The organism is Cytobacillus sp. S13-E01 (assembly GCF_029193815.1).
GTDB lineage: Bacteria > Bacillota > Bacilli > Bacillales > Bacillaceae_L > Bacillus_BV.
In genome coordinates, this window is record NZ_JARFVC010000004.1 from 87,375 (window position 1) to 101,501 (window position 14,127).

13 protein-coding genes, 1 pseudogene and 1 riboswitch are annotated in these 14,127 nt (G+C 36.2%); of the genes and pseudogenes, 7 read left to right on the plus strand and 7 right to left on the minus strand.

The window, feature by feature from the left end; translation table 11 throughout:
- Positions 1 to 52 precede the first annotated feature (52 nt).
- The 5 genes and pseudogenes from PY093_RS04780 to PY093_RS04800 all read left to right on the plus strand — a co-directional run bounded on the left by PY093_RS04780 (position 53) and on the right by PY093_RS04800 (position 6,181).
- The gene (locus PY093_RS04780; RefSeq protein ID WP_275644735.1) at positions 53 to 511 is read left to right on the plus strand and encodes a tripartite tricarboxylate transporter TctB family protein; all 459 of its coding nucleotides are present in this window, start codon (positions 53 to 55) and stop codon (positions 509 to 511) included.
- Positions 512 to 526: 15 nt separating this feature from the next.
- On the plus strand, positions 527 to 2,017 hold the full coding sequence (locus PY093_RS04785) for a tripartite tricarboxylate transporter permease (protein WP_275644736.1): 1,491 nt from the start codon (positions 527 to 529) through the stop codon (positions 2,015 to 2,017).
- Positions 2,018 to 2,364: 347 nt separating this feature from the next.
- Positions 2,365 to 2,780, plus strand: a pseudogene (locus PY093_RS21370) (hypothetical protein); the annotation flags it as partial.
- A gap of 165 nt (positions 2,781 to 2,945) precedes the next feature.
- Positions 2,946 to 4,346, plus strand: coding sequence for an amino acid permease (locus tag PY093_RS04795; protein ID WP_275644737.1), 1,401 nt, complete (start codon positions 2,946 to 2,948; stop codon positions 4,344 to 4,346).
- 212 nt (positions 4,347 to 4,558) lie between these two features.
- Positions 4,559 to 4,643: riboswitch (cyclic di-GMP riboswitch) on the plus strand.
- Between the two features lie 203 nt (positions 4,644 to 4,846).
- Entirely contained in the window at positions 4,847 to 6,181 is a 1,335-nt protein-coding gene (locus PY093_RS04800) for a DUF5667 domain-containing protein (RefSeq protein ID WP_275644738.1), read from the plus strand.
- 264 nt (positions 6,182 to 6,445) lie between these two features.
- Here the strand turns inward: PY093_RS04800 and PY093_RS04805 are convergent, their stop codons facing one another.
- On the minus strand, positions 6,446 to 6,961 hold the full coding sequence (locus PY093_RS04805) for a DUF3231 family protein (RefSeq protein ID WP_275644812.1): 516 nt from the start codon (positions 6,959 to 6,961) through the stop codon (positions 6,446 to 6,448).
- 113 nt (positions 6,962 to 7,074) lie between these two features.
- Positions 7,075 to 7,545 (minus strand): VanZ family protein, encoded by a 471-nt coding sequence (locus PY093_RS04810; RefSeq protein ID WP_275644739.1) that lies wholly within the window; start codon positions 7,543 to 7,545, stop codon positions 7,075 to 7,077.
- Between the two features lie 333 nt (positions 7,546 to 7,878).
- Here PY093_RS04810 and PY093_RS04815 point away from each other — a divergent pair, with 333 nt between their 5' ends.
- Complete coding sequence (locus PY093_RS04815; protein ID WP_275644740.1) at positions 7,879 to 8,469, plus strand: competence protein ComK; 591 nt, start codon at positions 7,879 to 7,881, stop codon at positions 8,467 to 8,469.
- A 102-nt stretch (positions 8,470 to 8,571) separates the two neighbouring features.
- Here the strand turns inward: PY093_RS04815 and PY093_RS04820 are convergent, their stop codons facing one another.
- Positions 8,572 to 9,126 (minus strand): hypothetical protein, encoded by a 555-nt coding sequence (locus tag PY093_RS04820; RefSeq protein ID WP_275644741.1) that lies wholly within the window; start codon positions 9,124 to 9,126, stop codon positions 8,572 to 8,574.
- A 445-nt stretch (positions 9,127 to 9,571) separates the two neighbouring features.
- Between PY093_RS04820 and PY093_RS04825 the strand changes: the two genes are divergently transcribed.
- The gene (locus PY093_RS04825; RefSeq protein WP_275644742.1) at positions 9,572 to 10,990 is read left to right on the plus strand and encodes an S-layer homology domain-containing protein; all 1,419 of its coding nucleotides are present in this window, start codon (positions 9,572 to 9,574) and stop codon (positions 10,988 to 10,990) included.
- A 104-nt stretch (positions 10,991 to 11,094) separates the two neighbouring features.
- Here the strand turns inward: PY093_RS04825 and PY093_RS04830 are convergent, their stop codons facing one another.
- The 4 genes from PY093_RS04830 to PY093_RS04845 form a co-directional block, all read right to left on the minus strand.
- Positions 11,095 to 11,373, minus strand: coding sequence for a hypothetical protein (locus PY093_RS04830; RefSeq protein WP_275644743.1), 279 nt, complete (start codon positions 11,371 to 11,373; stop codon positions 11,095 to 11,097).
- 12 nt (positions 11,374 to 11,385) lie between these two features.
- Positions 11,386 to 12,054 carry an Ig-like domain-containing protein gene (locus PY093_RS04835; RefSeq protein WP_275644744.1) on the minus strand — a complete coding sequence of 223 codons (669 nt, stop codon included), beginning with the start codon at positions 12,052 to 12,054 and terminating at the stop codon, positions 11,386 to 11,388.
- A complete protein-coding gene (locus PY093_RS04840) occupies positions 12,054 to 13,025 on the minus strand; it encodes an Ig-like domain-containing domain (protein WP_275644745.1) in 972 nt (323 codons plus the stop codon). Before PY093_RS04840 ends, PY093_RS04835 begins: the two co-directional genes overlap by 1 nt.
- Before the next feature lie 134 nt (positions 13,026 to 13,159).
- Positions 13,160 to 13,894 carry a hypothetical protein gene (locus tag PY093_RS04845; protein WP_275644746.1) on the minus strand — a complete coding sequence of 245 codons (735 nt, stop codon included), beginning with the start codon at positions 13,892 to 13,894 and terminating at the stop codon, positions 13,160 to 13,162.
- Between the last annotated feature and the right edge of the window lie 233 nt (positions 13,895 to 14,127).

The following is a 14,127-nucleotide window of genomic DNA, read 5'->3' on the forward strand; positions in this document are numbered from 1 at the left end:
TTTGTACATTGGCTTCATTTTTTAAAGATTTTACACAAAGAAGGTGAAGATTATGTTAAAGGCGATAAACCGAAAAGTTAGTCTTATACTTGGTGTACTTGCAATTATCTATTTGATTTTAAGTTACCAATTACCATCCTATCCATATGCACAAATTGATGCAGATGCGATTCCAAAAATACTTGGCTTCTTACTATTATTTTTAGCAGTATTATTATTCTTTAGTAAACAAGAAGAAACGGAAGCAGAAAAACAAAAAAGAACGATCCCCAAAGCGGATGTCCTCATGTTACTTTCGGTCTGTGGATTTATCTTGGCTTATATTATCTTACTTGAAATTGTTGGCTTTGTCATTATGACGATGACTTTCGTTTATTTCTGTTCATGGTATCTTGGCTATAAAAATCATAAAGTGAACGGAATTACGTCGGTTGTGTTTTCACTATCAATCTATCTATTATTTACAAGATTATTACTTATTAGTTTACCCGCAGGAATACTGCCACTATAAAGGGGTGAGAACAATATGGGTTCATTTGAAGGAATGATGACGGGTTTTCAAGTAGCGCTTAGTCTTGAAGGAATATTATTTGTCTTTTTAGGCGTATTCATTGGAACATTTATCGGGATGATGCCTGGACTCGGACCAATCAGTGCGATTGCGATCATGATTCCAGTTACTTATAGCATGGATCCAACCATAGCGTTAGTGATGATGGCTGGAGTATACTATGGTGCAATATTTGGCGGCTCGTCCTCGTCAATTTTACTGAATGCACCAGGGGTTTCCGGGACAGTTGCAACAGCATTTGATGGGTACCCAATGGCACAACAAGGTAAAGCTGGAAAAGCATTGGCCATTGCGGCAATCGCCTCATTTACAGGCGGTACGGTGAGTGTCATTTTATTAATGCTATTTTCCCCATTGTTATCAGCTGTCGCAATCACATTTGGTCCACCAGAGTATTTTGCGTTAATGCTGCTTGGACTAACTGCAATTGCTAGTTTATCAGAAGGTTCAACTGTAAAAGCAATTATTTCAGCGGTTGTCGGTTTTATGGTAGTAACAATTGGAATTGATGGACAAACCGGTACAACTCGTTTTACGTTCGGTAATCCAAATCTACTAGAAGGAATCGATTTTTTAGTAATTGCTCTAGGATTATTCGCATTAGCAGAGGTTTGTATGCTTATTTTTAATAGAAATGATGATTCTGTTAGTCAGCAAAAAAATATCGGTAGTTTGAAGCTGACAAGGGATGATTTAAATGAAATGAAAGGTCCGATGGCAAGACAATCCCTTCTAGGCTTTATTTTAGGAGTATTACCTGGTGCTGGAGCAACTATCGCTTCCTTCATTGGCTATATTACAGAAAAGAAACTCTCTAAAAATCCTGAGGAATTTGGTAAAGGTTCAATTAAAGGGCTTACAGGACCGGAAACAGCGAACAATGCCGCAACAGGTGGGGCATTCGTACCGTTATTAAGTTTAGGTATACCTGGATCAGGTACAACCGCTGTTTTACTAGGTGCATTCTTAGTATTAGGAATTCAACCGGGACCACTCCTTGTTCAAGATAACCCTGAAGTATTCTGGGGCATTATCGCAAGTATGTATGTCGGGAACATCTTTTTGCTTGTTTTAAACCTGCCACTCGTTCCTTACATTGCACGCGTATTACGGATTCCGCGCCCACTATTAATCTCGTTAGTCATCATCTTTAGTTTAATAGGGGTTTATGCGCTGAGCTTCAGTACATTTGATTTGTATCTATTATTAGCATTCGGTGTCATTGGTTTTCTTATGAGAATCTATTCATTCCCGGCACCACCATTTATCCTAGCATTCATTCTAGGTGGAATGATGGAACAAGCATTGCGCCAGGCATTAACGATATCAGACGGTAGCTTGGATATCTTCTTCCAAAGTCCGATCGCATTAACGATGATCGCAATTGCACTTTTATCGTTCTTGATTCCATATATCAAAGATAGAAGGAAAAAACCGGTCGCTTAAAAATGTATGAAGGGAGTGCTAAATCTAGTGATTTAGCATTCCTTTTTTTGATTGTTTAGGAAATTAAGGAAATTATAAAATTGTAAAGTTGTGTATAACTTCGTTTCATTGTCTATCTACGTTTAGCTTCGGGCGCCCTGCGCTTTTCTTGTGTAGGGTAATGATTTTTTCTAGCTGTTCCTACATATGATCGCTTAATTAATCAGAATATTATTAATATTTTTATACAACATATTGACATCGTGTCAACAAGTGCGGTATTATACCTATTAAAATAGTGGAAAGTAATGACAATTTGATGACATTTCAACCAATAAAGGATTATGCACAACAATTAGCTCAACGGAAACTCTTTACGCCGCTTTCGAGCTAAGTTTTATATAAAAGAAGGTACATACTATATGGACGGGAATTCACTTGGAGTGCTATCTAAACGTGCTGAGAAAACTCTATTGAGCTCCTTAGAAGATTGGAAGAATCATGGAAGATGGATGGAATCGACTGGCTTCCATCTGTCTTATACCGAAGTGGTCAATTAATAGATATGAAACGTTTATCCCCCGAGGCTCATAAAAAAGATATTTTAATAGGCATTGACTTGGCTCATTCCATTGGTGCGCTACCTCATTCTCTACATGATTGGGGAGTAGACTTTGCGGTTTGGTGTAACTGTAAATACCGGAATAGCCGCCCAGGTGGAGGGGGTGGAATGTTTGTCCATGAACTACATCTTGGTACTGCACCAGGACTAGCGGGTTGGTTCAGGGATCCCGGTGCGAAAATGAACTGTGGGTCAGATTCAACCACACGGAATTCCCCCCATTTGGGTGAAGATAAAAAAACGATGAATTGGTGCCTGAGCCAAAATAGCGATAATACGTTTATAAACTGGGATTTTGGCCCGTCACAGTAAAAAAGGAGGAAGTGTATGAAACAAAATGGAAGCTTTCAACAAATTGTAGACCGTGAAAAAGGTCTCAACAAAGGGTTAACCACTGGGCAAATTTCAATGATTGCAATTGGTGGGGCAATTGGAACGGGGTTGTTTTTAGGTAGTGGATTTGCAATCGGTCAGGCAGGCCCAAGTGTTATTATCAGTTATGCAATTGGGGCACTTATTGCTTTACTACTTATGGGCTGCTTAGCTGAGATGACAGTGGCTCACCCTACATCAGGTTCATTTGGAGCATTTGCTGAACACTATATTCATCCCTTAGCAGGATATGTTGTCCGCTATTCCTATTGGGCTTGTATCGTTGCGGCAGTTGGGGTTGAAGTAACAGCGGTAGCTGTTTATATGTCCTATTGGTTCCCCGCCGTCCCTGGTACTGTCTGGATTCTTATTTTTTCAGCGATTTTAATTTATGTAAATGCGACAAGTGTTAACCTATTTGGATCTGTTGAGTATTGGTTTTCAATGATTAAAATTGTTGCGATTGTTGGGTTCATTTTAATCGGAACTTATGTTGTGTTTGGAGGAAGTAATCCTGAAATTGGTTTCCAAAACTATGTAAATGATGGTGGCTTTTTACCAAATGGCTGGTCAGGAATGTGGGTTGCGGTTGTTATTGCCCTGTTTAGTTACTTAAGTATTGAAATGATAGCGGTTACAGCTGGTGAAGCAAAGGATCCGCAGACTGCAGTACCTAAAGCGTTAAAAGCAACTGTATTTCGTCTAATCCTTTTCTATCTTCTGACATTAATACTAATGCTTGCAATTGTGCCATGGGCTGGAGCAGGTATTGAAAAAAGCCCATTTGTAAAAGTAATTGAAATCATGAACATACCTGGTGCAGCGGGAATTATGAATTTTGTCGTCTTAGTTGCGGCATTATCAGCGATGAATAGCCAATTATATATTACAACACGAATGATGTTCTCATTATCTAGAGCAGGCTATGCTCCAGCTCGATTTGGAAAATTAAACAAAAAGAACGTCCCTGTATTCTCCTTGATCCTTTCAACATTTGGGATTGCGATTGCTGCAGCTATCTATGCAATTGTTCCAGACCAAGCTTATTTATTAATGATGGGGATCTCCATGTTTGGTGCGATGTTCACATGGTTTATGATCTTCGTAACCCACTATTTTTTCCGTAAAAAGTACAAAGGCGAGAAACTTGCCGTTCGTATGTGGGGCTATCCATATTTAACATTACTAGGGGCACTTCTCATGCTAAGCCTACTATTCACAACTTGGTTTGTCTCATTCTTTAAAATGACATTGCTTGTGGGTGTTCCGTGGCTAGTACTTCTTTCGATTGGATATTACTTACATCAGAAGAAAAATCGTGATGTGAAAGTAGATCTTGATAGTAAGTCTCTTTAAAGGTAAAAAGGGTGTCAGGCACATGTCTGATGCTCTTTTTTTGGCTAATCAGAAATTATATCCACAAATTCTGAATGCATAATTGCAACTACGCCCCTGTCTTCGCCACTCACGCTAACCAATCAGCGAGTATTCTTTTAAATTTTTAGTAAAATTTACTCATATCTATTCGACAAAATTTTCTGTACAATAATAGAAAATGTATTGTCCCATTTGAACAAAGGCAAAATCGTTGAAAAACGGTGACGCAAAGCCACGGGCCTAAAGTGAAATCACAATGGCGGCTGGGTTGCTACAGAATGAGGAATAACGGTTAGATGTTATTTCCTGTATTCTTGCAATCTATTTATTTTTTAATAGATTGCAAGAATATTTTTATTTTATCCGGCATTACCGGCCATAAGACCCCCACTGAAGAAAGTTTCCTTAATAGCGACAGAAAAGAACAGTATGGCACGAATACATTTAGTAGCTGATAAAAAATAAGGAGGAATTTTAAAATGTTATTTGATAAAAAGATTAAAAATGTACTAGCAACAAGTTCTATAGCTGCAATTTTCGCATTCTCAATAGGTGCAGGTCAAGCATTTGCTAATGAAGATACAACGACTACTATAGCACCGGAGCAAACAGTAGTTGAAGAAACTAGTGAAACAACTGTTGGTACGGATGGACAAGCTGTAACAGAAACTACAAATGAAACATCTGTAACTGAGTCAACTGAAACAGATAGTGTAGTTGTAGAAGATGTTAAAGCTGAAGTAGAGGGTTCTACAAATATTGAAACTGAAGATATAGCACTATTACCAGGTGATTTCTTTTACTTTTTTAAAACATTCACTGAAAAAATTAAATTAGCTCTGACTTTCGGAGATACAGAAAAAGCCCAACTTTTAGCAAGCTTAGCAGAAGATCGTATCAAAGAAGCTGAAGCACTATTTGCAAAAGGTGAAGAAGGGCTTGCAAAAGATACATTAGAATTAGCGATTGCCCAAATAGAAGCTGCCTATGATTTAGGTGAAGAAACAGATACAAGTGAAGATACTGAAACGACAACTACTCAAGACGATGTTGCAGTAGTAGATTCAGAAATTACCACGGATGTGGAAATGACTGAGTTAGAAATGAAATTATCACAGAACATCATTGCACTAACAGCAGCGATGGAAAAAATTCAAAATCCACGAGCAAAAGAAGCCCTAGCGAAGAATATTGAAAAAGCAACCAAAAAGCTTGCTGAAAACGTGAAAGAACTTAAGGAAGAGGAAGAAGAATACTTAGAGGATTTAGCAGAAATTGAGCAAGATCTTGCTGATGGTGAGATAACAGAGGAAGAAGCAACAAAAGAAAAGGTTGAGCTTGAATTAGAATACACAGAAGAAAAAGAAGAAACGTTAACAGAAGTAAATAAAGAAGTTACAAAAGCTATAGAGAAGGTAGAGAAAAAGACTGAAAAAGCCTTAGAAAAAGAAGCAAAGAAAAATGAAAAAGTTGTAGAAAAAACACAAAATAAATCTGTAAATGAAGATAAGGCACGTCAAAAGACTGAAGAAGATTCAGAGGAAGCGCGTGAAAAGGCTAAAGAAGAAACAGAGAAGGCACGTGAGAAAGCTGAAGAAGAAGCAGAGGAAGCACGTGAAAAAGCTGAAGAAGAAGAAGAGAAAGCGCGTGAAAAGGCTGAAGAAGAAGCAGAGGAAGCACGTGAAAAGGCTGAAGAAAAAGAAGAAGAAGCACGTGAAAAGGCAGAAGAGAAAGCGCGTGAAAAGGAAGAAAGAGAATCAAAGAAAAAGAAAAATGGTGACGACGAAGACGAAGACGAAAGTGATAACAATTAAAACAATATAAGCTAATAATGGTGTTAGGACTTGGTTCCTAGCACTATTTTTTAAATTTAAAATCATTAGCGTTGCATTCAAAACGTAGGTTTTAGCTATTTGGTCAAGTCATTGTCAAAATTAAAAACGTTTTCTAGTGCAATCATTACATGATTAACATGGTCTAAAAAGATCATTTACCCATGTTTTTCCTCTCGCTTTCTTGGTATTTATTAAAATAAAAAGGATATCCCATAATGAACATAGGGATACCCTTTATAAATATTAGCAGTGATCAGCTGTATTTAAATGTAATGGTGGGGGAATTAACCAGCCTTTTTCTTTATTCATCCGTAAAATGCGTAAGCCATATTGTGCTTTTTTCATATGGAACTGACCAAACATAGCAGCAATGTCTTCGCGGATCGCTTGGCCCATAACTTTACTACATCCTACAAGTCCTGCCGCATTGTCAGCCGCTATCGTTGCTGCAATTTCCGGATCATTAATCCGAGCTCCTGGAGGGATGTGATCAACACAAGCATCCGGACGTTCAGGTGGAGCGGGAGGAAGTGCCACTCCGTTATCTTTTAATACTGTTTCAAGCTCTTGGATTTCAGGTTTAATACCATTTTCCAAAATATCTAAAATGAGTTTTTTTAAATCGTCATCACCTGCATGGTTATGCAGTGTTTGATAACCAGCGACCATGCTTTTTGCTGCTAATAGATGTGACCAAACAGCAAAAACTTCACCATAGTGCATTGGCTCTTCTTTTGGATTACCACTTAAAATACCCATAATAACACTCCTTATCGGATTAATTTTCATTACCTCACCTTCTTTTCATAGAAGACATAGATATTTTGTCAGCTTCCAACTAACTTTATGTCGATTAAAAAATGGTAAAAGTACTAATTTACCAACTGAAATTTACGAAAAGAAATGAAATCAGTTATATTTATGGGCATAGTAAAATTAATGTCTATAAACGGTTCTTGATTAATAAACCATAAACCAATAAATGAAGGGACGATCAATAGGACAATAAGTATTTTAATTATTTCGGATGAATTACTTTTATTTAGGTGTGGAATCAAAGATAAGATCACTTGCAGAAATACTATTCCAACCGTCGCACCTATCATATTTGTCAATGCATCTAGAAATTCCGCACTTCGATTAGGGAGATAGAACTGTCTATATTCTTCAATTAATCCAATACTAACTAACGTAAACCATACATAGCTTAAGTTCCTTTTTCCATACGCAAGAGGTGTCACAAAAAGAACAATTAAACCTACGGCAATAGAGGATAGTAGGAAAAATGCAAGATGTAATTGTTTATCATCACCGAACAACAAACGATAGTCGAGTTCAATCATCAAGATTCTCTCCTTTACAATGATTATTAACCATACCAAGAGTGTATAAACGCTATGACTTTAAAAAATAGTTCAGGTTAAGTCTCAATGACCGCTGTAAAAAAATATAACCCCCACATTGCAGTATTGCTCATAGAATCAAGTCTTTCATCAAATATCTATAAAGGGAAACTTGACATAGGATATATTATTTATCAAATTTCGCTAAAAATGTCACAATCTCGACACAAGTAACTCGGTTTTTGAGACAATAGTCACATTATTTAGGCACTTCGAACTATTATAATAATTACAGCAGCTGCTAGCAAATAACATATGAATAGGGAGGTACTCATGAAGGAGGTAAATGAGTATATTATTTCAGAAAAGACGATAGCTTTAATTCCGGTCAATCACATGAGGTATCGGACTAAAATTAAAGCAATTGATGGTGTTTTCTATAGTAGTAAGACTCCGATGCAAATTATGGAGGTATCATGTATACATGGTGGTGCTTCGTATGATGGTAGGAGACAAGCAGTTATTTATTTTACGAGATTTTCACAAAGAGTACCCATCCCTGTCAAACCTCAAGAGCATATCTATGCATTCCCAACATTGTCTCCATCACATAATCAATGTATATGGATTATTGTCCATCATATTAAAGATGTATACCCACTAGAAAATGACAAAACGTTAATCGTATTTGGCAATTATGCAGAATTAATCGTCCCAGTATCTTTTTACACAATCCAAGAACAACTTAAGAAAACAACACTTTGTGCGGGGCGTTTTTCACCACCATACAAATTTTGCTTCTGGATTGACCCACAGGATAGGACAATCCGAAGAAATCTTACTGATCATTTAAGCAACAAAGAAGACGAAGACGAAAACGAAAACGATAATGATAACGGTGAGGACACTATACTAGTAAAATAAAAACGTGATGCCTGCACAGCAATAAGTGTAAGGCATCATCATTTTTATATCCAATAGTTTGAAACGATCGGGATATTCTCTACTTGACACCGTTAATTGTTCTTAAAAACCACTTATTTCAGATGTTGCCATTTTGATTAGTTCCTTCACTTGGCTCTCTTTTTTTGCTTCATATTCGGTCTTGAATTCAGAGGCATCTGAAGTTGCGTAACCGTTGTATACTAGTTCTTTTTCTAATTCATCATATAGCATGTAAAAGGCATCATCGGTAACCTGTTCAAGTGCCTTTAACTCCTTAGCGTATTTAGTCATCGATAACAAACTGACAATGTCTTGGTCACCTTGAATGTAATCGTCATAAGCGGATACTGCCAGCTCAAATAATTTATCTTGTGTTTCTTGTTCTAACAATTTGAACTGTGATTGGTACTTCAACTTAATATTAGGTAAGGAAGTAGAAGTGTTGCCCGCAGGGACGACCTGTTGATCATCTGTGACTTGTGAAACAAAGGAATTTGGCACAGTCTTCGTTTCGAATCCAGCCGTTTGTTTGACAGGTGCACTTGTTACGGGTTTGGGTGTTTCCTTATTCCAAATAATTAAAGAAAATAGGATGATTTCTACTATGATTCCAATAAACAGGATATTCTTAATCATGTAATTACACCTCCATAGCACCATTGTTGACGTGGTGAAGGGGGTTTATACGAAAATAGATAATAAAATAACAACACTTAAAATATTGTAACACTTTCTGGATATAGTTTCCATGGGGATGAAAGGTATAAGAAGGAAATGTATTTTAATTTTAGGTAATATCCATTCGATATTCTTCGACGTTAGGTTTGGTAGGTTATGTTGATATTTTAAAAAGATAAGAAAGGATAAAGACTTTTAACTTGTTTTAGTGTCTAGCTCCGGGCGCCACCCGGCTCTATGGTATAAGCCAATCCCTTCCCGAAGGCAAAAAACGCCTTCAGTCAGGGCTCGTCTTATGCTTGTCGCCGATAGGCGGGCGCCCTGCGCTTTTCTTTACTCAATACATAATCGAGCAACAGATTGGATACTTTAATACCGTTACTAAAAATGTGAGGTGAACTAAATGTACAACATTAAGCGACATGAACTTAATAAGGTAGGTAATAGAGACATTTTAGTTTTATATTTAGATCAAGGGGTAACGGAGTTCTCAAAAGAACTTGGCTCTGATAATAAAATAGCTGAACAGGAATTAGATGAAAGTGTAAAAAGTTATATCAAGCAAAAATTCCCTAACCTTAGAAATGCGACTGTAAAGGTAATGGTGGGCTCAATGTTAGTGACTACTTTTGCGTTTACCCCTGCATTAGGATTAACCGGAGTAAATAAAGCTTCTGCAGAAGGAACAGGTGCTAGTGAAGCTGAAATATCATCGGTAGATGGTACGACACCTGTTGATGAACCTACAGTGGACGACGGTACGACACCTGTGGATGAACCTACAGTGGACGACGGTACGACACCTGTTGATGAACCTGCAGTGGACGATGGTACGACACCTGTTGATGAACCTGCAGTGGACGATGGTACGACACCTGTTGATGAACCTGCAGTGGACGACGGTACGACACCTGTTGATGAACCTGCAGTGGATGATGAGACAACTCCTGTCGATGAAGATGCTGATTTAGCAGTAGATGTGCCATTTACAGATATTGAGAATCTTACAGAAGAAAAATATGCAGCAATTTGGAGTTTATACCAGTTTGGAGTGATAAATGGCTTTGAAGATGGCACTTACCGACCTGATGTTACTTTAACGAGGGGACAAGCAGCTTTAATGTTCTTTAATACAGGATGGTTTCCGGCAACAGGCGATGCGACAACAGCGTTTCCTGATGTGAAAAATGAACGCTATTTTGAAGCCGTTTCAGCTATGAAATCAGAAGGCATATTTGAAGGGAATACAAATGGTACTTTTGGAATTGGAGATACTCTAACTCGTGAACAAATGGCTTCTGTAATAGTAAGAGCCTTTGGATTAGAGCCAATTGAAGGGGAACCAGTAGACCTTGTTGATCTAGATAAAGTATCTGATAAGCACAAAGAGGACGTAAGGACGTTGTATCAACACGGTATTACAATCGGTAATCTTGAGGGAGAATATAATCCAACTGGTACGGTAAACAGAGGAGACTTTGGACTATTCTTATATAGATCAATTATTAATGAGATAAGCCCATCGTTTGACAATAGTACAGCAACAGTTGTAAACAATGGTGACCTAACAGCAACCATTACGGTTACGGTAAATGATCGCGCTGGTGATCCTGTCATTGGTTTAGAAGCAGGAGACTTTACAGTTGGACTAAGAGATGAATTTTATACTGTTGGGGACACTCCAACACTACGAGATTTCTCGGAGGTGGCCGATGGAGTATATGAGGTAACTTTTGCCCCTGGCTCCGCTATAAATGAAACAGTTGATATATACGTATTTGATTCAATGGTTATAGAAGATTTAATTGTAGTAACAGAATAACTAGTAAGCAAAAACTACCTTGCCGCTAACAGGTATAGGTAGTTTTTTGATGTGTAATTCTAATGCACCGATTCATCTAATATGATTTATAAATATCCGCAGTGCTATTTTATATCTACTACCTTAAATATATCCTCAGATTCTAGATCGTTTTTATTACCTTCAAGATTACTATTTGTTTCATTTAAAGGTGGAAGCAATTCGCTGTCTATTTCAGCTTCACCAGGTTCAGTATCTTCTGCCGTTTTTGTTTCTTTAATAACAGATACCTTACTGCTTTCTGTATCAGAACCGTTCGATTGTTTATATAAATAAGGCCATAGAATTAAATTTATGGTAATAAGGGAGAAGATTAAGGTGCTTATTGCCATTTTCTTAATCAATTAGAATTCCTCCTATTCCATTTTTACAGTTTCTTTAAAAAGAAGAGAATTGTCCCCATCATAAGCTTTAAATAGTAGATTATCTCCTTTATTTATACCGGCAATTGCGAGAGTGAATGAATTATTCCCGTTATATTGCATACTGCTCCTGCCTAAAATAATTTTAGTGACAGAGGGATCTGCAATTACTTTGATATTGGTAAAGAATTGTGTTTTTTCAAATGACACTTTTAGGTTTGATTTTGATGGTTGTTCTACTTTTTTCTCATTTCTCAAGGAGTCAGTATCCTTACTTGATGCAATCACAAATGGCATCCATAAGCTTTGTTGAAGTGTATCTCTATTTTTCGAAGATCTGACGGATTTATCAATATATAACCAGTACTTTTTACCGGTTTTATAGGAAGATTTTGGACTAACCATTAAACTTTTTTGATCGCTTGATACTTTTATGTTTGTTTGGACCCGTTTATTAGTTTCATCTATAACAAAGATAGAATTTGATGAAACAGTTTCTATTCTTACCGGCTGATTAAAATAAATGGTCCACATTTTATTCGTATCGTTTATTGTTTTTTCTGTCCAACTTACTTCGGCGCCTGCTTTAGAAGAGATGGAGTTAACTACTAAGATACTTAACAATGTAACAACTATACTAATATTTCGTAGCCTGCTTCTCATCATCTCGCTACCTGGACCATTATTTTCCGTAGGTTATTTTCTTGAAGTAGTGCATTAAACTTTTTGTCGTCCGTCAGGAGTTCATATAATGTAAATGATTTACCAGCTGTTATGTAAGTGTATTTCTCCTTCACTTCAGTAAAAAGTTTATCTCCAGAAGCAACCTTGGCAATAAGTTCATCCTTTGTGTAATAATCGCTTCCAATCACACTAATTTTGACGTCAAAATTAGAAGGAAGTCCTCCAAAACTTAATGTATAGAAGGTTTGGTTCTTTTCAGTATATTTTTTTGCATTCCTGGATTGAATAACTTTGTTATTATTAAGAATATCAACTTTGATTCGTGAAATATCAGTGTCTTTTAGAAATATATCAATATTTGTAAGAGATTCAGTTATGGATTGCGTTGGATCATCTTCTATTTTCCCTTGCTTTTTATGATTGATTTTTAATTCCTCAATATATTTTTCTGGTGCTGAAACAATTAACTGTCGGTTAGAATAGGTGTTTAAAAGTGTAGCTAACTTCGCTTTTTCTACGACCATTAAATCATAGAAACTCATATAAGAAGTTTTAAAAGTGTTTGATATTCTAGAAGGATAATAGCCATTAGTTAATTCGAATGTGTAACTATCAACTTCGATTTTATATTGACGATTGAAAATCAATTGGTCTTTAGGAATAATCGTAACAGTTTTGCCATCTACATTTATTTCTTTAATGGCAACTTCTACAAAACTACTGTATATATCTCTTACATAAAGCTTAATTTTATCCCGGTGAAAATTTTTGATATCTTCATTGAATTTAAAGGTGATTTCAGTATTAAGTGGGACGTGTTCATCACCACTTTTAGGCTTTTCACTTACTAGAATTTTTTGTGTAGCGGTAGAGGCCGTCACAGGGTCTAGTAAAGTGAAAGAAAGAGTAATAGCAATAATTAAAGAGATGTTTAGTAAAAATCGTAACAAAATTAAAAACCCCTTTCATGTTTTAATAAATAGAATTATCATTTACTTAATATTTTACTATATATTCACTGGCTTAACACAATAATTGTCGAATATATATGAAAGAACCTGCCACTAAGTAGCAGGTTCGAATTCTAAAGACGCTCCATTGCTTTTTTTAACAAGGCAGAACGTCTCTTAGATTTTTCTTGTTCATACGCTTCACGGAATTCCTTTGCGTGGGATGCACTAAAGCCGTTCTTTACTAAATCATTTTCAAGAGCCTCGTAGGCAATTTCAAATGCAACATCTGTTTTTTCCTCTAATGACTTTCCGGCATCATTATATTTAGAATAAAAATAACCGAATGAAACATCTTCGCCATTATTATTCTTTTCATTGTATTCACTAATTGCTCGGCTTAATAGGTTGTTAATTTTTGAATCTGCTTGTGATGCAAGGTCTTCAAATGTTGGTCTGTATTTTTTCTTAATTGAAGCTACTGTTACTTCGTTCACTTTAGGTTGTTCAGTCGAAGTAGACGTCTTTTCTTGAGTTGTACCGTTTTTAACATTCTTTTTATCAGTGTTTGTATCAGAGTCGGATGAACCAGTGTCTGTTACAGAATCTCGATTAGAGTCAGTTTCATTGTAATTATTTTCAATACTATTATCATCCTGTATTTTGTCTATACTATCTTCTTCATCAGAATTAATCTCATCTTCTACCTCTTCGATAGGTAAATTAATTGTGTATTCAGTCTCTGTAATTTCTTTTACCTGTTCATCAGCAACGTCATACTCTTTCATCTCAAAGAAATAATAAATAGTACCAGCAGAAGCAAGTAAAATAAATACTAGTATAGGTAAAATAATCTTCCATTTTTTCATTACTTATGGATCCCCTCTCAAAACAAAAACTACTTCTTTTGAAATTTTACCATAATTGAATCGACAAGAAACTGTTTTTTTTTTACTTTTTTTACATATTAGTTGATATTAGAATAATAATAGATTACTATTAATAATAGGTCATTCGTATATAAGTTGAATCGGTACATACTATATACCTACTATTTTTTTGTGAAAATAGTCATAATTAATCGATAAAAGATAGAGAGGAT